This is a genomic window from Agrococcus sp. Marseille-P2731, from assembly GCF_900117395.1.
Taxonomy (GTDB): domain Bacteria; phylum Actinomycetota; class Actinomycetes; order Actinomycetales; family Microbacteriaceae; genus Agrococcus.
Window position 1 is genome coordinate 344,917 of record NZ_FPEG01000002.1, and the last position, 20,630, is coordinate 365,546.

At 71.6% G+C, this 20,630-nt stretch carries 20 protein-coding genes and 1 pseudogene; 8 read left to right on the forward strand and 13 right to left on the reverse strand.

Going from position 1 to position 20,630, the window contains the following annotated elements:
- The first annotated feature begins 15 nt into the window (after window positions 1-15).
- Window positions 16-363, forward strand: coding sequence for a YciI family protein (locus tag BQ6202_RS05570; protein ID WP_072313479.1), 348 nt, complete (start codon window positions 16-18; stop codon window positions 361-363).
- Window positions 364-510: 147 nt separating this feature from the next.
- Here BQ6202_RS05570 and BQ6202_RS05575 read toward each other — a convergent pair whose 3' ends face one another.
- From BQ6202_RS05575 to BQ6202_RS05590, 4 genes are all read right to left on the reverse strand, one after another.
- A complete protein-coding gene (locus BQ6202_RS05575; RefSeq protein WP_072313480.1) occupies window positions 511-876 on the reverse strand; it encodes a GNAT family N-acetyltransferase in 366 nt (121 codons plus the stop codon).
- A gap of 104 nt (window positions 877-980) precedes the next feature.
- Window positions 981-2,111 (reverse strand): hypothetical protein, encoded by a 1,131-nt coding sequence (locus BQ6202_RS05580; RefSeq protein ID WP_072313481.1) that lies wholly within the window; start codon window positions 2,109-2,111, stop codon window positions 981-983.
- A gap of 194 nt (window positions 2,112-2,305) precedes the next feature.
- Window positions 2,306-2,614, reverse strand: coding sequence for a hypothetical protein (locus BQ6202_RS14740; RefSeq protein ID WP_159433619.1), 309 nt, complete (start codon window positions 2,612-2,614; stop codon window positions 2,306-2,308).
- A gap of 163 nt (window positions 2,615-2,777) precedes the next feature.
- Entirely contained in the window at window positions 2,778-3,314 is a 537-nt protein-coding gene (locus tag BQ6202_RS05590) for a MarR family winged helix-turn-helix transcriptional regulator (protein ID WP_072313483.1), read from the reverse strand.
- A 117-nt stretch (window positions 3,315-3,431) separates the two neighbouring features.
- Between BQ6202_RS05590 and BQ6202_RS05595 the strand changes: the two genes are divergently transcribed.
- Entirely contained in the window at window positions 3,432-3,716 is a 285-nt protein-coding gene (locus tag BQ6202_RS05595; protein ID WP_072313484.1) for a hypothetical protein, read from the forward strand.
- Window positions 3,717-3,777: 61 nt separating this feature from the next.
- Here the strand turns inward: BQ6202_RS05595 and BQ6202_RS05600 are convergent, their stop codons facing one another.
- Window positions 3,778-4,845 (reverse strand): trans-sulfuration enzyme family protein, encoded by a 1,068-nt coding sequence (locus tag BQ6202_RS05600; protein WP_072313485.1) that lies wholly within the window; start codon window positions 4,843-4,845, stop codon window positions 3,778-3,780.
- Window positions 4,846-5,033: 188 nt separating this feature from the next.
- Here BQ6202_RS05600 and BQ6202_RS05605 point away from each other — a divergent pair, with 188 nt between their 5' ends.
- The 3 genes from BQ6202_RS05605 to BQ6202_RS05615 are packed head-to-tail and all read left to right on the forward strand — an operon-like array spanning window position 5,034 to window position 8,225.
- Complete coding sequence (locus BQ6202_RS05605) at window positions 5,034-6,155, forward strand: DNA glycosylase AlkZ-like family protein (RefSeq protein WP_072313486.1); 1,122 nt, start codon at window positions 5,034-5,036, stop codon at window positions 6,153-6,155.
- 46 nt (window positions 6,156-6,201) lie between these two features.
- Window positions 6,202-7,173, forward strand: coding sequence for a diacylglycerol/lipid kinase family protein (locus BQ6202_RS05610; protein WP_072313487.1), 972 nt, complete (start codon window positions 6,202-6,204; stop codon window positions 7,171-7,173).
- A 14-nt stretch (window positions 7,174-7,187) separates the two neighbouring features.
- The gene (locus BQ6202_RS05615; protein WP_072313488.1) at window positions 7,188-8,225 is read left to right on the forward strand and encodes a phosphatase domain-containing protein; all 1,038 of its coding nucleotides are present in this window, start codon (window positions 7,188-7,190) and stop codon (window positions 8,223-8,225) included.
- Between the two features lie 44 nt (window positions 8,226-8,269).
- On the opposite strand, the gene BQ6202_RS05620 is transcribed toward BQ6202_RS05615, so the two are convergent.
- Genes BQ6202_RS05620 through BQ6202_RS05630 form a run of 3 tightly spaced genes read right to left on the reverse strand, consistent with a single transcriptional unit; the run spans window position 8,270 to window position 12,143 of the window.
- Window positions 8,270-9,295 (reverse strand): NUDIX domain-containing protein, encoded by a 1,026-nt coding sequence (locus tag BQ6202_RS05620; RefSeq protein WP_072313489.1) that lies wholly within the window; start codon window positions 9,293-9,295, stop codon window positions 8,270-8,272.
- Window positions 9,296-9,330: 35 nt separating this feature from the next.
- Window positions 9,331-11,337, reverse strand: a complete 2,007-nt coding sequence (locus tag BQ6202_RS05625; RefSeq protein WP_072313490.1) for a S9 family peptidase — start codon at window positions 11,335-11,337, stop codon at window positions 9,331-9,333.
- Window positions 11,337-12,143, reverse strand: a complete 807-nt coding sequence (locus BQ6202_RS05630) for an SDR family oxidoreductase (protein ID WP_072313491.1) — start codon at window positions 12,141-12,143, stop codon at window positions 11,337-11,339. Before BQ6202_RS05630 ends, BQ6202_RS05625 begins: the two co-directional genes overlap by 1 nt.
- Before the next feature lie 79 nt (window positions 12,144-12,222).
- Between BQ6202_RS05630 and BQ6202_RS14880 the strand changes: the two genes are divergently transcribed.
- The 3 genes and pseudogenes from BQ6202_RS14880 to BQ6202_RS05645 all read left to right on the forward strand — a co-directional run bounded on the left by BQ6202_RS14880 (window position 12,223) and on the right by BQ6202_RS05645 (window position 14,735).
- Complete coding sequence (locus tag BQ6202_RS14880; protein ID WP_072313492.1) at window positions 12,223-12,681, forward strand: NfeD family protein; 459 nt, start codon at window positions 12,223-12,225, stop codon at window positions 12,679-12,681.
- Window positions 12,682-12,693: 12 nt separating this feature from the next.
- Window positions 12,694-13,611: pseudogene (locus BQ6202_RS05640) on the forward strand (SPFH domain-containing protein); the annotation flags it as partial.
- A 371-nt stretch (window positions 13,612-13,982) separates the two neighbouring features.
- The gene (locus BQ6202_RS05645; protein WP_072313493.1) at window positions 13,983-14,735 is read left to right on the forward strand and encodes a glycerophosphodiester phosphodiesterase family protein; all 753 of its coding nucleotides are present in this window, start codon (window positions 13,983-13,985) and stop codon (window positions 14,733-14,735) included.
- Window positions 14,736-14,743: 8 nt separating this feature from the next.
- Here BQ6202_RS05645 and BQ6202_RS05650 read toward each other — a convergent pair whose 3' ends face one another.
- From BQ6202_RS05650 to tatA, 5 genes are read right to left on the reverse strand one after another with little or no spacing between them, the layout of a single operon-like run.
- Window positions 14,744-15,472, reverse strand: coding sequence for a glycosyltransferase (locus BQ6202_RS05650; protein WP_072313494.1), 729 nt, complete (start codon window positions 15,470-15,472; stop codon window positions 14,744-14,746).
- Window positions 15,465-17,063, reverse strand: coding sequence for an apolipoprotein N-acyltransferase (gene lnt, locus BQ6202_RS05655; RefSeq protein ID WP_083587041.1), 1,599 nt, complete (start codon window positions 17,061-17,063; stop codon window positions 15,465-15,467). Before lnt ends, BQ6202_RS05650 begins: the two co-directional genes overlap by 8 nt.
- 58 nt (window positions 17,064-17,121) lie before the next feature.
- Complete coding sequence (locus BQ6202_RS05660) at window positions 17,122-19,560, reverse strand: DEAD/DEAH box helicase (protein ID WP_234946130.1); 2,439 nt, start codon at window positions 19,558-19,560, stop codon at window positions 17,122-17,124.
- Between the two features lie 13 nt (window positions 19,561-19,573).
- Window positions 19,574-20,323, reverse strand: coding sequence for a twin-arginine translocase subunit TatC (gene tatC, locus BQ6202_RS05665; RefSeq protein ID WP_072313496.1), 750 nt, complete (start codon window positions 20,321-20,323; stop codon window positions 19,574-19,576).
- 54 nt (window positions 20,324-20,377) lie between these two features.
- Window positions 20,378-20,578 carry a twin-arginine translocase TatA/TatE family subunit gene (tatA, locus tag BQ6202_RS05670; RefSeq protein WP_072313497.1) on the reverse strand — a complete coding sequence of 67 codons (201 nt, stop codon included), beginning with the start codon at window positions 20,576-20,578 and terminating at the stop codon, window positions 20,378-20,380.
- Between the last annotated feature and the right edge of the window lie 52 nt (window positions 20,579-20,630).

Below are 20,630 nucleotides of genomic sequence, written 5' to 3' on the forward strand. Positions count from 1 at the left end.
TCGAAAGGAAGCACCATGCCCCAGTTCGCCGTCCTCATCTACGCGCAGGACTCCGCGCATGCTGTCGACGCCTCAGACGCCGACCTCGCGGTCCCGGACGCCCACGGGCGAGCCCTCGCCGAGTCCCGTGCGCTGCGGGCCGCGTACGCGTTCACTCCACGGCATCTCGCGCGCTCGATCCGTGCAGCCGGCGTGACCGAGGGCCCGTTCCTCGACGATCGCTCCGTGGTGGCGGGCATCTATGTCATCGACGCTCCCACGTGGGACGACGCACTGATGATCGCCGGGACGAACCCACAGGTGGCGCTGGGCGGAGGCGTGGAGGTCCGCCTCATCCACAGCGGCGGGGTCGTCAAGAGCTGACGAGCTCGCCGCACAGTCGCGCCGTCAGGCCCGATCTGATCGCTGGCGCTGGCATGCCGCACTGCCCTGCCCAGTGGCCGAGCGCTGCAGCGGCGTTGCCGTAGATCTGTCGAAGCAGCCCTCGCCTTCAAGCGCTTGGGCGCCTGCTCAGTCCTCGCGAAGCCAGTCGGCGACCTCTGCTCTCGCCGAGAATCCAGCCGCCACGTACGTTGCGATCGCGCCGACGTTCGCGCTCTCGGCGCAGACGATCGCGCTCGACGCCCCGAGTTCGCGGAGGGCAGCTGCAGCTCCACGGGTCACCGTTGTCCCATGTCCGTGGCCGCGGTGATCTTGATGGACCCCCATCGGCTCCAGAAGTCCCGGACGCCCTTCCCCGGCCGACCAGACGGCGGCGATGGCGACGACGTCGCCGTCTCCCTCCTCGACGTTGAGGATCCGCGCCGAGCCGAAGAGCGGGCTCGCCGCGACGCTCTCCCAGCCACTGACGAAGGTGCGCACGTCTTCCTCCGACATCGGCGTGCCGCAACGTATCAGACCGTCGCACCGCGGCTCGCCGGATCGCGCTCAAGCGCGCGCATCACCTCTGGTCGCCTCAGGGAGGCCGGGTCCTGGAGTGGCTACGGTGCGACACCGACCGGGTTGCCGGTCAACTCGATCGCCGCGAGCGGAGCCGCGACCGGACCGGACTCGCGCTCCGCGAGGTATGCGGTGGCCGCCTCGACCGAGTCGAATCCGGTGGCCCATGGCACGCCTTCTACATCACCGAGGAGGTGCATGCGCACCCAGCCGCCGCCGGAGGCGATGGCGGGCACCGGCTGCTGGCCAGGCTCCGGGTCGGAGAGCGCGACGATCGCGTAGATCGCGTCGCCGTGCCGCTCCCACCAGCCGACGCCGGAGTGCCCGCCGGCATCGATCGTCCACTGCCACACCACGCCGAACTCCTCAGCGGGCGAGCTAGGAGGCGGGAGGCCGTCGACGTAGCGCAATCGCGAGACGCCATCGGGGTTCGCGAACGTCAGGTCGTTGACCCAGGTGCCGTCGACGCCGGGCGCCGACGCGTCGGTCGAGACCGACCATCCTCCGGGAAGACCCACGACTGCGGTGCCATTGGCAGTCGGCCAGTCGAGCGGAGCCAGGGGGGCATCCGGGGCGATCGGTTCGAAGGTCTCGATGATGTCCAGAGCCAGGTCGGCCTCGTCGCCGCCGAGGAACGCGACTGCGGCAGCCTCCGCATCGTCGCCGACGAAGGACCGCGTGAAGTCGAGCCTGTACGTGATCGCGTCGGCCCCGGTGCCGGAGACGACAGGCTGGGACGGCGATGTCCCGCCGCGCGTCAGGGCGAGGATCCCGTACCAATACTCTGGACGGAAGCCGGTGGCCGGATCGCGGACGAGCAACGCCGTCGCCGCCAGACCTGGTGCGAACTGGCGCTCTTCGACCGTGCACGTGTGCTCGCCACGGAACGGCGCGTCGTGCCCCTGGCCCTCGAACGCCGCCGCCTCCGAGACGGGGTACTCGAGGAAGTCGCCGTAAGCGTCCTCGAGCGAGATCGACGCGGGATTGCCGCCGGGGTATGGAATCGTCGGCGGCACCAAGAAGCTGGAGTGATCGTTCGGCACCGGGATCCAGGTGTCCACATCACCGCCGTCGCCGTCCGCGGTCGAGGGCGCTGGCTGCGCGCACGCGACGCCCTGGTACGGCGAGCACCCGCTCAGCGTCGCCGCGACCACCGATACGAGGGCTGCCATGCCGCCAATGCTTCGCCAGCGCATCGTGCCCCCTCGCTGCCTCACGCTAGTCGGCTTGCCGCTGTCAGTGGCGCGTTCCGGCCCAGAGGTCGGGCGGCGACTAGGGAATCGATGCTGCGAGAGAGGGGCTGCCTGCAATGATCCGACATAATGTGCATTATCGGCGCTTCGCATCGAAGGCGAAGCGGGCCTGCTCAGCGTGCGGCTGCAACCTCGACGGGCAGTGCTGCGGTGCCGATCAGGATCGATGCCGCACCAGCTGCAGCGTCAGCAGGCACCGTGATGTCGACGGTGAACGGACTTCCGTCAGTCGGTTGCACGACGTCGATGACCGTTCGACGATCACCCTGGACCCAGACCACATCGAAGGCGTCGACGGGCTCGTCGTTCGCGTTATCGGTCATTCGCGGCGTGTCTGCGCAGAACGGTGCGAGGTTCTCGATCGTGAGCTCGACCCGCTCGCCGGGTCGGAGCGGCGCATTCGACGCCGGGCCGGCGATCACCGGCGCGGCGCAGGCCTGGTCGCTCGCTGCGGTGGCTGCGGGCTCGGGCGTCCCTGCAGACTGCGCTGCGCATCCTGCCAGCACGACGGCCCCGCCGAGGAGCAGCAGGATCCGGAGCGACGGTCGCTGCGCATCACGTGTCATGATCGCGACGCCTCGGCGGTCAGTCCGCTCGGATCGGCGCCATGACGGGCGCCTCATGCTCGTCGACCTGCTCGACCGCCACGACCATCCGCTCGAAGAAGTTCGCCACCGTGCGCCGCGCATCGTCGTCCAGTCCGTCGACGACGTCGATCATCCGGCGATGCATCGCCCCGAGCGTGGCGCGCACCTCATCATCGGTGTCCACGGTCGGCACGACCACCGTCGCGCGCCGGTCATCCGGATGCGCTTCGCGGCGGACGTGGCCGCTGCGCACGAGCCGGTCGACGAGCGCCGTCACCGACGGCGATGCGAGTCCGAGGGCTGTTCCCAGGTCTCGCTGTCGCAGCAGCTCGCCGTTGCGCTGCGACTGCAGCAGCAGCCGCAGCGCCAGCAGATCCGTCTCACCCATGCCCATCGACGAGCGCGTGCGAGCGCGCATCGCTGCTTCGGCCGTGCGGTACCGACGCAGCTGGTTGAGCACGTCGACACTGGTCGGCACCTCGTGCTCGGGGTACCAGTAGCCAGAGGCCGCCCTCGATCGGTCGTCCTCGGTCATGGTGCCCTCCCCTCGGCAGTCGGTGCTCGGGATCTTCTCAGGTTCCGTTCAGAGCATACCGTTCGATCGTGATACATTTCGATCGACGAACTAAATGAACGAGACGAGGAAGCTGAGATGACTGACACGCTGGCACCGATCCGCACGCAGAACGCTTCCGACGCCCTCACCGCCCTCACCGTCCGCACCACCCAGCACGACGTGGTCACCGCTCCGCATGGCCTCACCTGGGCTTCGCCGGGCAACGGTCTCTGGGTCGCCAGCCGGCACGACGAGACGGGAACGACGTTCCTCGGCTTCGTCGAGGAGAGCCTCGAGGAGTACCTCGCGGTCGACGGCGCAGGCGTCTCGCTGGGCCGCTTCCCCGACCTGCGCAGCGCTCAGGCCGCCTTCTCCGGCTGACGCCGACGACCGCTCCCCCGCGCGTGCGCCGGGTGCTCGAGGTCGAGCGGGTCCGCCGGGATCAGGCGAGCGCGGCCAGCAGGTCCTCGGCGAGATCGTCGATGTGCTCGATGCCGACCGAGAGCCTGATGAGGCCCTCGGGAATCGTCGGCGCCTCTGTCGCCCAGCGTCGGCGACGCTCGAGGAGCGACTCGACGCCGCCGAGGCTCGTCGCGGGGATCCAGACGCGCACGCGCTCGACGACGCGGTCGGCCGCGGCAGCATCGGCGAGCACGATCGCGAGCACGGTGCCGAAGCCGGGGTCGCGCACCTCGAGCACACCCGGTGCATCCGCCAGCCTGCGCGCCAGTTCGCGCGCGTTCGACGCGGCGCGCTCGAGTCGCACCGAGAGCGTGCGCAGACCGCGGAGCGCCAGGAAGGCCTCCATCGGCCCGGGGATCGCTCCGTGCAGACCGCGGTGGTGGCGGAGGCGTTCTGCCACCTCGGGCGCGCGCGCGACGACGGCGCCCAGCACGACGTCGCTGTGACCAGCGATGAGCTTGGTGGCGGAGTGGACGACGAGGTCGGCGCCGAGCTCGAGCGGCCGCTGCAGCAGCGGCGACGCGAACGTGTTGTCGACGACGCTCATGACGCCCGCAGCCCGTGCGGCGGCGGTCAGGCGCGCGATGTCGGCCACCTCGAGGGCCGGGTTCGTAGGTGACTCGAGCCAGACCATCGCGGCGCCCGGCAGCGCCGCCTCGACCGCGTCGGCATCGGCGACATCCACCCGCCGCACCTCGTAGCGACCGGAGCGCGCGCCATCGTCGAGCAGCGCGAGCGTGTGCTGATAGGAGTGCCGCGCCACCACGACCGCTCCCCCGCTCGGCACCAGGTGCATGACGGCGCTCACCGCGGCCATGCCGCTCGCGAACGAGATGCACTCGCCGCCCTCGAGGCTGCCGATGGCCTCCTCGAGCGCCGTCCAGGTCGGGTTGCCGTACCGCGCGTACTCGAGGTCGCCGCCGGCGACGAAGGCGCTGGCGAAGGTCACGGGCTCGTTGAGCGGCGCGCCCGGCTCGTGCTGCGGGCGGCCCGCCTTGACGAGCACGGTCTCGGGACGCGGCGTCGCGAAGCTCCAGGTGTCAGACATGCTCACATCTTGGCACCGTCGCCATGGAGCAGCGGGCACGGCGGGCAGCGTTCGCCGGGTCTGGGATGCGGCAGTGCAGCTCGGCGCGCACAGCGCGCCGGCGCTTGGTCGGCTGCGCGACCCGGACGAGCCTGCATGGCGTGCTCACCCCGCAGACGGGTGTGGGTGGCGATGCGTAGCATCGCCGCATGACAGGCAGCGAGGTCCGCACGCTCAGTGTCGAGGAGGCGCGGCGCATCGCCGTGCGGGCGCAGCTGCTGGATGCGCCGAGCACTGCGAGGGAGACGCACGACCTGCCCGACGTGATCGAGCAGCTGACGCTCCTGGCGCTGAACCCGACCGACATCGTCGCCCCGTCGGCCGAGCACATCGCGCACACGCGCGTCCCGAGCCTGTCGTTCGGCGACGTGCGCGAGGCGGTCGAGCTCGACCGCAGCGTCGTCGAGCACCTCGGTCCGCATCGGCACCCGATGGAGGCTTGGGCCATCGGCCTGCGCGCCACGCGCGACCTGCCCTGGCTGTGCGCGATCGGGCGCGACCCGACGTCGATCCACGAGAGCGCGCGAACGTGGCTGGAGGCGAACGGTGCGTTCCGCGATCGCGTGCTCGAGCAGCTGCGAGAGGAGGGGCCGCTCCCCCAGGCTGAGATCGACGATGCCGCCGAGGTGCCCTATCGCTCCAGCGGCTGGAACACCGACCGCAACGTCGCGATGATGCTCGAGCTGCTGCAGATCCGCGGGGAGGCGACGGTCGCCGAGCGGCGCGGCACCATGCGCCTCTGGGATCTCGCCGAGCGGGTGCTCCCGCCACTCGATGGCGCTGGCGGGCAGCCCAGCCTCGACGGCGCGTGGGCCACCTGGCGGCGTCGCTGGCTGCGCTCCTGCGGCATCGCCCGCGCGACGCACCTGGGCGCCGAGGGCGAGGCAGTGCGCATCGAGGGCGTGCGCGGCGAGTGGCGGCTCGATCCGAGCGCGACCGCCGAGGGCTTCTCCGGTCGCGTGGTGCTGCTGTCGCCCCTCGACCGGCTGGTCGCCGACCGCAAGCGCATGGCGCAGCTGTGGGCGTTCGACTACGCGCTCGAGCAGTACACCCCGGTCGCCAAGCGCCGCTGGGGCGCGTTCGCGCTGCCCATCCTCGACGGCGACCGGCTCGTCGGCAAGGTCGACGCGAAGGCCGACCGCGAAGCGGGGGTGCTGCGCGTCCACCGCATCCACTGGGACGCACCGCCGAGCGCGCGACTCGCCGACGCCGTCGGCGATGAGATCGCGAGGCTCGCCTCCTTCCTGACGTTGCGCCCGTCGATGCCCTGAGGGCAGCGCCGCGGCGCTGAGCTGCGCGCCGCACTAGGTTTGCCCCGTGCCCTCGCTCGTCGTCATCGGCAACCCCACCGCCCGCGGCTTCGACCGCGCGGTCGATGCCGTGCTGCGCGAGGTCGCGGTCAGCGGCGCGGACGCGCGCGTCGTGCCGACGACGCTCGCGGAACCGGGCGGGCCGCAGGCGCGCCAGGCGCTCAGCAGCGGGGCGGATGCGGTGGTCGCCATCGGCGGTGACGGCACCGTGCGGGAGGTCGCGACCGTGCTCGCGCACACCGGCACGCCGCTCGGCGTCATGCCCGCCGGCACCGCCAATCTCTTCGCGCGCAACCTCGGCCTGCCGCTGCGCGACCGCGCGGCAGCTGCGCGCATCGCGGTGGCTGGCGACGCCGCGGGCCACGGCACCGGCAGCAGTGCAGCGATCGACCTCGGACGGGTGTCGCTCGTCCGATCCGTCGGCGGTGGGGCATCGGGTGCCGCGCTCGAGTCGCAGCCCGAACCCGAGCGGGCGTTCCTCGTCGTCGCCGGGGTCGGCAACGATGCCCTCGCCGTCGAGGCCGCCTCGCTGCGCGACAAGCGCCGTCTCGGCTGGGCGGCCTACATCGCCATCGGCGCGCGGCGTCTGGCGAGCCCGAGCTTCTCGGTCCGTGGCAGCTTCGACGAGGGCGAGGGCGAGACGACGGATGCGTGGAGCGTGCTCGTGCACAACGCCGCCCGCATCCCCGCGGGTTTCGAGGTGCTGCCGCGCACGCGCCTCGACGACGGGCTCCTGCACATCGCGGCCGTCAGCCCCCGTCGCCTCGCGCACTGGGGCCGCATCGCCGCGGCCGGAGCCGGCATCGCCCGTGCGCAGGGCGTGCTGCAGCACCGCACCGCTCGCCGGGTGACGCTCGCAGCCGTCGATGGACTGCTGCCGGTGCAGCTCGACGGTGACGCGGCGGGGCGCGTCTCGCGGCTCGACGCTCGCATCGACAGGGGTGCGCTCAGGGTGCGGGTGCCAAGATCGTTCTCGTGAAGGCAGCAGACGCGATGGAGAGGCTCCGATCCGCGCCTCGCGGCCAGCTCGAGGCCGTGCTCGAGCAGATCGACGTCGAGCAGGCGGTCGATGCCATCTGCGGCAACGCCGTCACTGGGCTCTGGCGCCGCGAGCAGCGGCGCGAGCTCGTGCAGCTGCTGTGCGTCGAGCGCGCCGCAGAGCTCAGCCCGGCCATGCGCGCCCGCATCGTGCACGCGCTGCGACGACTGCCGCAGAGCCAGGTGGTGTCGGCGGGCATCCGGTCGATGCTGCTCTCGCTCACCGGCGAGCCGTTCCGCGACATGAAGTACCTGCTGAACGCCACGGGCGACAGCCACGACCTCGAGCACGTGGTCTTCGAGCGACTCACCCCCGCCGACCGCGACGCCGTGCTCGCGCACATCGCGGCCGAAGCCGCATCCGAGCCCTCGCACGACCTGCGCATCCTGTGCGACATCGACGACACCCTCAAGGCGATGCTCCACGAGCGCCGCTACCCGCACGGCACCGTCTACCCGGGTGTCGTCGAGCTGCTGACCGCGCTCGACGATGGTCGCGCCGCCGAGCCCTCGCGCCCGGGCGACCTGACATTCGTCACCGCGCGCCCCGAGGGTCCGCGCGGGCTCGTCGAGCAGTACACCCGCAACGCCCTGTCGGGGCTCGGCCTGCCGCCGCATGCGGTGCTGGGCGGCTCGATCCTCAACCTCTTCACCAAGGCCTCCATCAAGGAGCGCAAGCTGCAGAACTTCGAGCGCGAGCGTGCCCTGTTCCCGGAGTGCCGCTTCATGTTCCTCGGCGACAGCGGCCAGGCAGACGCGCTGGTCGGCGCCGAGATGCTGCGGCGCGGGCCCGAGTTCGTCGTTGCCGTGCTGATCCATGAGGTCGTGCCGGTCGAGGGCGCAGCGCGCGCCGAGCTCGAGGCGGCGGGCATCCGCTTCCACTCCTCCTACGACGAGGCTGCGCGCATCCTGCACGAGCTCGGCCTGCTCGACCAGGCGGGGCGGGATGCAGTGGTGCGGGCGGTCGACGAGGCGAGCGGATTCGTGACCTGAGCCGGGTGGCCGCCGCTGGCCGGCCGCCGCTGGCCGGCGACCGCTCAGGCGGGGTCGAGGCGGGTGCCGAGCACCGTCATCCAGTGGGCTCGTGATGCCTCGCCCGGCGCCGCTCCCCGTTGCGCCGCCAGCAGCAGCGCCGCCGCCGTCGTTTGCGCGCGCTCGTGCACCCATGCCGGGTAGCCCATCCGCTCGGCGTGCAGCGCGAACTCGTCCTCGTCGTCGATGCGCGCGGCGCTGGCAGGATCCCGCACGACGTCGAGGTCGAGGTCGGTGTACTCCAGCACCCAGCCGTCGGCGCGGCGGATGAGCGCGGGCGGCGTCGCGACGTCGATGTACAGCTCGGCGGGGCTGCCGGTGAACCAGTGCACGAGCGCCCAGGTGCCCTCGAGCATCGCGAGCGGCCGGTGCGGCACGAGCGTCAGCATCGGCTCGACGCCCGAGAAGGCCTCGAGCCCGGGTCGCCAGTATGTGGTCGAGTCGCCCGGCGCACCCAGCCAGACGCCCTCGGCGTCGCTGCCGAGCACGACCGCGTCGTGCTCCCAGTGCCGAGTCCCGTCCCACTTGGAGGCGCGCACCCGCACGCGCGCACCAGCCGGCGGTGACGCTCCGTCGAGCAGCGCGAGCGTGCCAGCGACGTCCTCGCGGTCGAAGGCGTCGTCGCTCGTCGCGATCTGGTCGGCCCGCCACCAGCGCTCGTCGACGATCGAGGCGAGCTCCCCAGGTTCGCGACCCGAGGCATCAGCCTCGAACCGCGGGGTGCGCCACACGAAGGTCGTCATGTCGAGCGCGTCGTAGCGATGGCCGGGCGGCGTGGGCTGCCGCAGGTGGCGCACGGGGCCGAGCAGCTCGTCCGGCGGCGCGGCGCGGCCGGTCTCCTCGAGCAGCTCGCGCAGCGCCGCCTCGCGCTCGGACTCTCCCTGCTCGATGCCGCCGCCGATGGTCAGCCACCGAGGCGGCAAGCCCGGCGCGCTCCAGTGGTGCAGGAGCAGCAGCGCGGCACCATCGTCGTCGACGCAGACGACGCGCGCCGAGCGGCGGATGCCACCAGGGCGCGCGTCGTCGGTCACGGCCTCATCCTGTCCGGAAGCAGGGGCGTGCTGCCTCAGGCGTGGTTCTTCGGCGTCGGCAGGTGCTTCGCCCACCACGCGAGGATGTGCTCGAAGCGCTCGAGCCGGTGCCGCGGCTGGCCTGCGCGCGTCAGCTCGTGGTCCTCACCGGGGAAGAGCAGCAGCGCCGTCTCGACGCCGTTGCGCTTGAGCGCCGCGAAGTAGCGCTGCCCCTGCTCGGGCGGGCAGCGCCAGTCGTGCTCGGAGTGCACCACGAGCGTCGGCGTCCTGACCGCGTCGACGTGGGCCATGGGCGACTGCGCGCGCACCGCATCCGCGTCGTCGCCCGTGTACTCGCCCGAGAAGAACCAGCCGATGTCGCTGGTGCCCGCGAACGACACCGGGTCGAGGAACCCGCGCTCGACGACCGCAGCGGTGAAGCGGTGGTCGTTGGCGATCGTCCAGGCCGTCAGGTAGCCGCCGTAGGAGCCGCCCATGATGCCGAGCCGCTCGCGGTCGAGCTGCGGATGCGCGTCGAGGCTCGCGTCGAGGAAGTCGAGCACGTCGTGCAGATCGACCGTGCCCATCCGCTGCTTGATCGCGAGGCCGTGCTCGCGGCCGTAGCCGGCGGAGCCGCGCGGGTTGCACTGCACGACGGCGTAGCCCGCCTCGACCGCGACCTGCGCCTCGTCGAAGACGCCGACGCCGTACTGCGCGAAGGGGCCGCCGTGGATGTTGAGGAGCACCGGGTGCGGGCCCTCGCCCTCCGGCACCCACACCCAGCCGTGCACGGTCGCGCCGTCGCGGCCCGTGAACTCGTGCTCGGTCGGGGCGACGACGCCGGCCTCGGCCAGCGGCGCCCCGAAGTCGGTGAGGACCGTGAGCCCGCGGTCGTCGAGCACCGCCACCTCGCCCATCGACGTCGGCGTGTGGACGGTGGCGACCGTGACGCCCTCGCCGACGCCGTGGCCGATGACCTCGAGGTCGCCGCCGATGAGCTCCTTCGTGCCGCCGCCCGTGACGTGCACGAGGCGGTTGCGCCCGCGCCGGCGCTCCTGCACCAGCACGCCGTCGTCGACGACGGTCGCGTGGCTCGAGGGCTCGCCGAGGTCGACCGAGGTCTCCTCGGTGACCTCCTCGGGGTGCGAGCCGGCGTGCTCGAGCACGAAGAGCTGCGTGGAGCGTGCGACGAAGTCCCGCCCCGACTCCCCCACCTTGCTCGCGAGCAGCACGTAGCCGCCGTCGGGGGTCGAGAGCACCTGGCTGACGCTCAGGCCGGCGCGCGAGGAGAGCACGGTGTGCGGCTCGCCCTGCTCGACCGTCGCGTCGAACTCGACGACCGCGTTCAGCAGGTCGTCGTCGCGCGTGTCGTGGCGCGCGGTGATGCAGAGCACGCGCTGACCGTCGCTCGAGAACGCCGGCGCCGAGTGGTCGAACTCGCCGTGGCTGAGCCGGACGGCCTCGGGAGCGGCCGCAGCGTCGTCGCGCGTCGACTCGTCGTCGTGCGGATGCGCGGCGCGCGCGTAGTGCGGCTCGGCGTCGAGATCGGGCAGCTCGGTGGCGAAGAGGTGCACGTGGCGACCGACGAGGCTGCCGATGCCGTTCGCGAGGCTGCGGTTGCGGGTGATGAGGCGCGGCGACTCCTGGGTCGCCGCGACGCCGTCGACCGTGCCGTAGCGACCCGGCTCGACGACCGTCGCCGTGAAGGCGATCCGGTCGCCGGTGGGTGAGACGGCGAACTCCACCACGCCCCCGCGCTCAGCGGTCACCTGCACGGGCTCGCCGCCCTCGACGCGCATCGCCCAGACCTGCGGCGTGTCATCCGCGTCGCCGCGCACGAACAGCACGGTCTCGCCGCTCGGCGTCAGCTGGGGCGTGCGGTCGGCGGTGCCGCCCGTGAGCCGGCGGCGCGCGCCGTCGCGCAGGTCGACCCGCCAGAGCTGGCCGACGTTGCGGTTGGCGCGCAGGCTCGGCCGCGAGGTCGCGACGACCGCGAAGGCACCGCTCGGGTGCACCGCGGGGCGCGAGAGCGAGACGAGCTGCTCGATGTCCTCCGCGCGCATCAGGCACCCGCTCCGGTGCTCTGAGTGCCCTCGGCGTCTCCGAAGCCCGAGACGTCGCCGACGAGGCGCGTGCTGTCGGCCGGCACCGGCTCGACCGCCGCGAGGGCGACCTCGCGCGCGAACTCGTCCACGTCGTAGAGCTTGCCTGCCTCCTCGCGGCGGCTCGCGATCGCCCCGGGGTTGGCGCGCTCGAGCAGCGTGGCGGTGATGGTGCCCTCGATCATGTCGCCGGAGACCACGACGAGCTCGATCCCGCGCTCGGCGAGCGCCGGGATCCGCTCCCGCAAGGCGTCCTCGCCCGCGCGCTTCGACAGGGCGACGGCCTCGTACTCCGGCATCGTCGGGGTGGTGCGGATGAAGTGGGCCTGGTGACTGGTGACGAACACGACGCGAGCGCCGTCCTCGAGCACCTCGAGCGCCGCATCGAGCAGCGCGACCTGCGCGTCGCGGTTGAGCCGCATCGCGTAGTCCTCGCCCATGCCGCTCTCCATGCCGCCGGAGGCGTTCATGACGAGGATGTCGAGCCCGCCGAAGCGTGCCCGAGCGGCCTCGAACATGGCGGCGAGGCTCGCGGCGTCCGTCAGATCGGCCTGCACGGCGATCGCCTCGACGCCCTGTGCCTCAGCGGCCGCGACGACCTTCTCGGCGCGCGGAGCCTTGGCGCGGTAGTTCACGACGACATCGGCTCCGGCGCTCGCCAGCAGGGCGACGGTCGCGGCGCCGATGCCGCGGCTCGAGCCGGTCACGAGCGCGGTGCGCCCGGTCAGCGATCCGGGTGCGAGGGCGGCTGGGGGGGTCTCCGACACGGTAGCTCCTTCGTTCCCGTCGACCCTACTGGTGCGCGAGTCTCCGCGGCGTCCAGCCTCCCCTCCATATGCTGGGGACGTGGATCTCGCCCAGTACGCATGGATCGCGTGGCTCGTCGTAGCGCTCGTGTGCTTCATCATCGAGATGGTGACGCTCGAGTTCACGTTCCTGATGATCGGGCTGGCGTCGGTCGTGGGGCTCACCGCGAGCATCACCGGGCTGCCGCCGTGGGCGCAGGTGCTGATCGCGGCCGCGGCCGCGCTGCTGCTGCTGCTGCTGGTGCGGCCGAAGCTGTTGAACCGGCTCCACGAATCCGGCGAGGTCAACAAGCAGGGCATCGAGGCGCTGCTGGGCATGCCGGGCGAGGTCACTCGCTCGTTCCTGCGCGGCGCCGGCGAGGTGACGCTGTCGAACGGCGACATCTGGACCGCCCGCCTCTCCCCCGCGGTGCAGCCGCGAGATCCAGACGTCGGCGAGCGCATCGTCGTCACAGCCATCGAGGGGGCGACGGCCATCGTCGTCCCCGCACAGCGATAGAGGAGCCATCACATGCCGTTCGACGGACAATTCATCCTCGGAGCCTTCCTGCTCGTCGTCGTGGTCCTCGTCGTCCTGTTCGTGCTCGTCACGCTCTTCAGGTCGATCAGGATCATCAAGCAGGGATTCACCGGAGTGGTCGAGCGACTCGGTCGCTTCCACAAGGTGCTGCAGCCGGGCCTCAACTTCCTCGTGCCGTTCATCGACCGGGTCTCGTACCACGTCGACATGCGCGAGCAGGTGCGGTCGTTCCCGCCGCAGCCCGTCATCACCGAGGACAACCTGGTCGTCTCCATCGACACGGTCGTGTACTTCCAGGTGACCGACGCGCGCGCCGCGACCTACGAGATCGCTGACTACCTGTCGGCCGTCGAGCAGCTCACGACCACCACGCTCCGCAACGTGGTCGGTGGCATGAACCTCGAAGAGGCGCTCACGAGCCGCGACACCATCAACGGGCAGCTCCGCAACGTGCTCGACCAGGCCACCGGCAAGTGGGGCCTGCGCGTCGGCCGCGTCGAGCTGAAGGCGATCGACCCGCCCCACTCCATCCAGGACTCGATGGAGAAGCAGATGCGCGCCGAGCGCGACCGTCGTGCCGCCATCCTGACGGCCGAGGGCTCGAAGCAGTCGCAGATCCTCGAGGCCGAGGGTCTGCGCCAGTCCGAGATCCTGCGGGCCGAGGGTCAGGCCAAGGCGCAGGTGCTGCGCGCCAAGGGTGACGCAGAGGCCCAGGTGCTGCTCGCCAAGGGTGAGTCGGAGGCCATCGAGCGCGTCTTCGCCGCCATCCACGAGGGCGATGCCGACAACAAGCTGCTCGCCTACCAGTACCTGCAGACGCTGCCGAAGCTCGCCGAGGGCGACTCGAACAAGCTCTGGATCATCCCCTCGGAGCTCACGGACGCGCTGCAGCAGGTCGGCAAGGGCTTCTTCGAGGGCCGAGCAGAGGTGCCGTTCCAGAAGCAGGCCAGCAAGCACGCGTCCGACCGCGCCGAGGCGTCGATCCTCGACGAGACCTTCCAGGCCGACTCGGTGTCCGACGTCGAGGTCCCCTCGATCGCCGAGACGCTGCAGGCGAGCGGCATCGACCCGAAGGACGCGGGACGCATCGACACCGTCTCCTCGACCACGTCGCTGGCCGACGAGACGCCGAGCGCCGCCTACGACGAGGCACTCGAGACCGTCCGCGAGGTGAAGGCCGACGCACCGCAGGTGGAGATCGACCCGAACCAGGTGGACGCACCGCCCGTGGACCCGAACCGCCAGTCCGGCGAGTCCGACGAAGGCCGGTCCTCGCAGGCGTGAGCAGGTTCTTGACCCCGGCGCCGCCGAGGGTGCTGGCCCATCGCGGCCTCGCCCTCGGTGCGCCGGAGAACTCGATGATGGCGTTCATCGCGGCAGTGGATGCCGGTGCGACGTTCCTCGAGACCGATGTGCACGCGACCGCCGACGGCGTCGCCGTGCTGGCGCACGACCCTGCGCTCGACCGAGTGGCGGGGCGAGACCTCGTCATCGAGCAGATGCTCTGGAAGGATCTCAGCGCGGTCGACCTGGGCCAGGGCGAGACGGTGCCGGGGCTGCGCGAGGCGCTGCTCGCCCTCCCCGACGCGAAGTGGAACATCGACCTGAAGTCGGATGCCGCGGTGGTGCCGGCGGTCCGCGCGGTCGTCGAGGCCAAGGCCGCCGACCGGGTGCTGCTGACCTCGTTCTCGGAGCGTCGCCGCAAGCAGGCGCAGGAGCTGCTGCCCGCTGTCGCGACGAGCGCATCGCAGGCGATCGTCGTGCGCGCGCTCGCCGCGCAGCGCCTCGGCCTGCACGGGCGCCTCCGACGCATCCTCGAGCCGGTCGTGGCGCTGCAGGTGCCACGTCGTCACAAGGGCATCGAGATCGTCACCGAGCGGTCGGTCGCGGCGTTCCAGCGCGCGGGCGTCGAGGTGCACGTCTGGACCATCAACGAGCCGGCCGAGATGCAGGAGCTGCTCGACATCGGCGTCGACGGCCTGGTCACCGACCGCTGCGACCTGGCACTCCCCCTGCTCCCCTCGGCCCGCTGAGCTGCAGGTCAGCGCGGCGGCTTCGGGAGGGCCCGCACACCCGCGAGGCCCCACTTGGTGACGGCGCCGAGGGTGCCGAGCTCCTCGAGCACGCGCATCTTCGAGCTGCCGACGGCGCGCTCGATGAAGCCGATGGGCACCTCCGCGATCGTGCCGCCCGCCTGCGCGACGCGCACGGCCAGGGCGATCTGGAAGGCGTACGCGTCGACCTGGATCGCATCGAGGTCGAGCTGCTCGAGGATGCGGGTGCGATACACCCGCAGGCTGCTCGTGAGGTCCTTCACCCCCGTCGAGAGCATCGCGCGCGCGTACGCGTTGCCGATCTGCGCCGCCCAGCGGCGCCTGATGCCCATGTTGCGCACGTCGCTGCCCTCGACGAAGCGCGAGCCGATCACGAGATCGACGCCGGACTGCGACAGGGCGAGCAGCTCCGGCAGGCCGTCGGCGTCGTAGGAGCCGTCGGCGTCGGTCACGACGACCCGCGTCGCACCGCGCGACATCGCGAAGCGCATCCCTTCGATGACGGCGGAGCGGTACCCGCGTGCGGTGCGGTGGATGACGAGCGTGCCGGCGTCGGCCTTCGCGAGCCGGTCGGCGAGCTCGCCGGTGCCGTCAGGGCTGCCGTCGTCGATGATCACGAGCTCTGCGTGCGGCACCGACTGCCGCAGGCGGCCCACCGTGCGCTCGAGCACCTCGACCTCGTTGTAGGTCGGCACGACGATCATCACGTCAGGCATCCGCTCTCCTTCGCTCCAGTGCGTTCACGACCCCGAGGCCGGCGAGCGCGAGAGCGCCGCCGAGGCACAGCGCCCAGTCGATCCATGCTCCCAGACGGATGCCGGGGGTCACGGTCGTCGACAGCGGCAGCTCCTCGAGCATCGTCCCTGGAGCGTACTGCGGCAGCCGATCGATCATGGTGCCGTCGGGTGCGACCATCGCGCTCGTGCCGACCGTGGAGATGTTGACGACCGCGCGTCCGGCCTCGACCGCCCGCAGCTGCGCGATGGCGAGCTGCTGCACGTTCTCCGCAGAGCCCTCGCCGAAGTCGGCGTTGTTCGTCGGCGCCAGGATGATCTCGGCCCCGTGCTCCAGCACCATCTCCCGCGCGAGGTAGTCGTCGATGATGTCGAAGCAGATGGCGAGGCCCGCGACCGTGCCCGCGACGTCGAAGGCGTTGGCGCTCGAGGGATCGATCGAGAAGTCGCGCGGGATGAGCTCGAGGAAGCCGAGCGCGTCGAGGATGGGCGCGAAGAGCTCGCGCTGCGGGAGGTACTCGGCGAACGGCACGGGATGCCGCTTGCGATACTCCGCGACCGCCCCCTCACCCGCCTCCACCTGCAGCAGCGCGTTGTAGGCGTCGTCACCGTCGCGGGTGACGGTGCCGACGACGAGCGGCGCGCCGAGCTCGGTCGTGACGCGGTCGAGCGCGGCGATCGTGGACGCCGTCTCGTCGGCGTAGAACTCCCCCGCGTTCTCGGGCCACACCAGCAGGTCGAGCTCCTCGCCCGACAGCTCGCGCGTCGCGTCGATGTGCTGCTGGAGGATCTCGCCAGGGATGCGCGGCGCGAGCAGGCCCGCCTCGCTGTCGCCCTGCACGGCACCGACGCGGATGCTGCCGGTCTGCTGCACGGGGAACGCCGGGATCGCGACGAGGGCGATGAGGGCGAGCGCGCCGATGGTCAGCCTGCGCCGCAGCATCGTGCGGTGGTGCAGGACGAGCTGCGCGACGAGCGCTGACGTGACGGCGAGCAGGAACGTCAGGCCCGAGAAGCCCACCCAGCTCGTGGTGTCGGCCAGCGGGCTCGACGCCTGCGAGTGCGCGAGCCGCCCCCATGCGAACCCTCCCCACGGCACCGACGACGACAGCGACTCGCGCAGCGTCCAGAGCGCGCCGAGCAGCAGCGGCAGCAGCAGGAAGGCGCCGAGTGGCCCCGGCGTCCGCGGTTCGCCCCAGCGCCAGCCGAGTGCGATCGCCATGCCGCCGAGGCCCCACCAGATCGCCATCCAGACCGTCAGCGCGATGAGCGGCACCGGACCGAGGTAGACGGTGATCCACTGGATGTGGACGAGGAAGAAGACGAGCCCGGTGGTGAAGCCGAGCGCGAAGGACGCACCGAGCGAGCGCCCGCGGAGCGCCAGCATCGCCAGCGCGACGCCCGGCACGACGAGCGCCCACCAGTCGAAGGGCTGGAAGGCGAACGGCAGGATCGCGCCGGCCAGGATCGCCGCGCCCCACGCGTACGGGCTCGGCAGCGGCCCGCGCGCACGCGTGCGCCGCGCGCGCGGCTGGATCCCGGCCCCGCTGATGGGGTTGCTCCGCAGCGTCACCGCGCGAGCCTGCTCGCCGAGCGCTCGCCGACATGACGGGGGCAGGATGCGCAGCGCATCACAGCGCGGACCCCGATGCCTCGATCACGCCGCGGCGGATCGCCGCGACCGCATCGCGAGCCGTGCGCGAGAGGCGCTTCGGCGCGACGTGCTCGATCTGCTCGAGCACGTCGATCGTCTGCTTGGTCCACCGCACGAAGTCGCCGGCCGCGAGCTCGGTGTCGCGCAGCACGCCCTCGAGCGGGTAGCCGCGAGCCCAGCGGTGCATCGCGAGCGTGAGCCCCGTCTGGGGAGGCTCCGAGCCGGGGAGACCGTGCGCGCGCTCGAGGTCGTCGAGCCGCGCCCAGAGCGCATGGGTGACGTCGAGCGCGTCGAGGAACGCGCCCTTCGGCAGCATCCGCTCCGGCAGCATGCCGTCGTCGCGGCGGCCCTCGAACACGAGCGCGCACGCGAGCGCCGCGAGCCCGGCTGCGTCGAGCCCGCTCCACAGGCCGTTCCGGATGCTCTCGGCGACCAGCAGGTCGCGCTCGCCGTAGATGCGGCGCAGCACGTCTCCCGCTGGCGCGATCTTCGCGCCCGCGGCGCCGTCCTCCACGTAGCGCAGCTCGCGCAGGATCTCGGTGATGCGGTCGAAGCGCTCCGCGACGGCGCCCGTGCGACGCGCGATCTGGCGCTCGGCCTTCTCGACGTCGCGGTGCAGGCGCCAGTACCGCTCGCCCCAGCGGGCGTGCGACTCGCGCTCGGGGCACGCGTGGCACGGGTGCTGTCGCATCGTCGCGCGCACCGACTTCAGCTGCTTCTGGATGCGGTCGTGCTCGCCGTGGCTGAGACCGGGGCGCTGCGCGTCGCGCTCGAGGTCGGTCAGCTCGCGGCGCAGGCGCGCGTACTCCGAGAAGTCACCGAGGTGGCACGACATCGACTCGGCGTAGCCCGCGAGGCTCGCCCGCTGGTCGACGACCTTCCGCGCGAGCTGCACGACCGAGCGGTCGGCCTGGAACTGCGCGAACGAGGTCTCGAGCACCTCGCGGGTCCCCGGCACGCCGAGCCGGTCGATGAGGTTCACCGCCATGTTGTAGGTCGGCGAGAAGCTCGAGTGCAGCGGATAGGTGCGGCGCGAGGCGAGCGAGGCGACCTCCACCGGCTGCAGCTTGCCGCTCCAGATCACCACGGCATGGCCCTCGGTGTCGATGCCGCGGCGACCGGCACGACCGGTCAGCTGCGTGTACTCCCCCGGCGTGATGCGCACGCGCGCCTCGCCGTTGAACTTCTCGAGCTGCTCGAGCACGACGGTGCGGGCGGGCATGTTGATGCCGAGCGAGAGCGTCTCGGTCGCGAACACCACCTTCAGCAGGCGGGCGCGGAAGAGCTCCTCGACGACCTCCTTGAACACCGGCAGCATGCCGGCGTGGTGCGCGGCCACCCCGCGCTCGAGACCGTCGATCCACTCGAAGTAGCCCAATACGCCCAGGTCGGCGTCGTCGAGCAGCCGCGTGCGCTCGTCCACGATCGCGCGGATCTCGGCGCGGTCCTCCGGCGAGGTGAGGCGCACCCCGCCGTCCACGACCTGCCTGACGGCCGCGTCGCATCCGGCCCTGGAGAAGATGAAGTCGATCGCCGGCAGCATCTCGCGCTCGTCCAGCTGCTCGATGAGCGCGACCCGGTCGACGCGCTGCGGGCCGCCACCGCGCCATGGCTGCCCGTCGCGCTGCCCGCCACGGCGCTGTCCGCCGCGCTGAGGCCCGCCTCGCGAGCGGTGCCGGTTGTGCCCGCCGCGGTCGCGGTGCCCGTGCGAGGCGGAGTCGGCGAGGTCGGTGCCGCGCGCGAGCTCTTGCAGCTCACGGCTCGGCCTGTGCGTCTCCTCGCCCTTCTTCGAGTCGAAGAGGTCGACGAAGCGGCCGCGGATGTGCACGTGGGCGTCGAGCGGCACGGGTCGGTGCTCGGAGACGATCACGCGCGTGTCGCCGCGCACGGCGTCGAGCCAGGCGCCGAACTCCTCGGCGTTCGAGACCGTGGCGGAGAGCGACACCATGCGCACGTGGCGCGGCAGGTGGATGATGACCTCCTCCCACACCGCGCCCCGGAACCGGTCCGCGAGGTAGTGCACCTCATCCATCACCACGTACTCGAGCTGCGTGAGGTCGCGCCCCTCGTAGAGCATGTTGCGCAGCACCTCGGTGGTCATCACCACGATGCGCGCGTCGCCGTTGATGCTCGTGTCGCCGGTGAGCAGGCCGACGGATGCGCTGCCGTAGACCTCGGTGAGCTCGCGATGCTTCTGGTTCGACAGCGCCTTCATGGGCGTCGTGTAGAAGACGCGGCCCGTCGGGGCAGACATGGTGAGGTGGATGGCGAACTCGGCCACCACCGTCTTGCCGGCACCGGTCGGGGCAGCCACGAGCACGCTCGAGCCGTCCTCGATCGCCTCGCACGCCTCCCGCTGGAAGGGGTCGAGGCCGAAGGGCATCGCCTTCGCGAACGCCTCGGTGGCGATGGTCATGACCGCGCCGTCCTCATGCGTCCATCCTTGCATCCGCCTTGGCAGCGCGCTTCGCCCTGCGGCGGTCGACGAGCAGCGCGATGCCCGCGGCGGCGAAGTACAGCACCACCATCGGCACGGCGATGACGAACATGCTCAGCACTTCTCCCGCCGGCGTCACGAAGGCGCCGAAGAGCGTGGCCGTCAGCACCGCCCACCGCCATCCCCTGAGGATGCTCCGGCCGGAGACGACGCCCGCGAGGTTCAGGAAGACGACCACCACCGGCAGCACGTAGGCGACGCCGACGGCGAAGACCAGCTTGAGCGAGAAGTCCCAGTAGTCGGTCGCGCCGAGGAAGGCGGTGAAGCCCTCGGGCGCGAAGCCGACGAAGAGCCGGATGATGCGCGGCAGCACGAACCAACCCGTGGCGCAGCCGATGACGAACAGCGGCACGGCGGCGCCGACGAAGCCGAACACGTAGCGGCGCTCGATCGTGCGCAGCGCCGGCACCACGAACGCCAGCAGCTGCCAGATCCAGATGGGACTGGCGATGATGAGCCCGAGCAGGAAGCCGATGCGCATCTGCAGGTCGAACGACTGCGTGATGTTCGTGATATTGAGCTCGACGTCGAGGCCCGAGGCCTGCAGATCGAGCAGTGGCGCGCTCAAGAGCTTGAGCAGGGGTGCTGCCAGGAAGAAGCCGCCGATCGCTGCAGCGAGGATGGCGGCGCCGGAGATGTAGAAGCGGCGCTTGAACTCGCGCAGGTGCTCCGTCAGCCGCATCCGGGCCTCTGGACTCCGCTTCCGGTCGGCCGTGCGCCCGTCGCGGGCCATCGGCTACTTCCGGTCGGTGCTGGAGGCCGTGTCGTCGGCGGTCGGGTCCTCCGAGCTGCCGTTCTTGACTTCCTTCTTCAGGATGTTGACCGACTGGCCGACGCTCCGCGCGAGCGCGGGCAGCTTGGCAGCGCCGAAGACCAGGATGACGATGATGAGGATGATCCACCAATGCGATGCCGCATTGCTAAAGAAACCACCCATGTTCGCCCCTCACCCAAGTCTCGGTCGTCACCCATCCTATCGTGCCGAGCGC

Bases quoted from the DNA above. Each gene is read 5' to 3' on its own strand.
- BQ6202_RS05570 (WP_072313479.1), top strand. From the start codon at position 16: ATGCCCCAGTTCGCCGTCCTCATCTACGCGCAGGACTCCGCGCATGCT.
- BQ6202_RS05575 (WP_072313480.1), bottom strand. From the start codon at position 876: ATGTCGGAGGAAGACGTGCGCACCTTCGTCAGTGGCTGGGAGAGCGTC.
- BQ6202_RS05580 (WP_072313481.1), bottom strand. From the start codon at position 2,111: ATGGCAGCCCTCGTATCGGTGGTCGCGGCGACGCTGAGCGGGTGCTCG.
- BQ6202_RS05590 (WP_072313483.1), bottom strand. From the start codon at position 3,314: ATGACCGAGGACGACCGATCGAGGGCGGCCTCTGGCTACTGGTACCCC.
- BQ6202_RS05595 (WP_072313484.1), top strand. From the start codon at position 3,432: ATGACTGACACGCTGGCACCGATCCGCACGCAGAACGCTTCCGACGCC.
- BQ6202_RS05600 (WP_072313485.1), bottom strand. From the start codon at position 4,845: ATGTCTGACACCTGGAGCTTCGCGACGCCGCGTCCCGAGACCGTGCTC.
- BQ6202_RS05605 (WP_072313486.1), top strand. From the start codon at position 5,034: ATGACAGGCAGCGAGGTCCGCACGCTCAGTGTCGAGGAGGCGCGGCGC.
- BQ6202_RS05615 (WP_072313488.1), top strand. From the start codon at position 7,188: ATGGAGAGGCTCCGATCCGCGCCTCGCGGCCAGCTCGAGGCCGTGCTC.
- BQ6202_RS05625 (WP_072313490.1), bottom strand. From the start codon at position 11,337: ATGCGCGCGGAGGACATCGAGCAGCTCGTCTCGCTCTCGCGCCCCGCG.
- BQ6202_RS05650 (WP_072313494.1), bottom strand. From the start codon at position 15,472: ATGCCTGACGTGATGATCGTCGTGCCGACCTACAACGAGGTCGAGGTG.
- BQ6202_RS05660 (WP_234946130.1), bottom strand. From the start codon at position 19,560: ATGACCATCGCCACCGAGGCGTTCGCGAAGGCGATGCCCTTCGGCCTC.
- tatC (WP_072313496.1), bottom strand. From the start codon at position 20,323: ATGCGGCTGACGGAGCACCTGCGCGAGTTCAAGCGCCGCTTCTACATC.
- tatA (WP_072313497.1), bottom strand. From the start codon at position 20,578: ATGGGTGGTTTCTTTAGCAATGCGGCATCGCATTGGTGGATCATCCTC.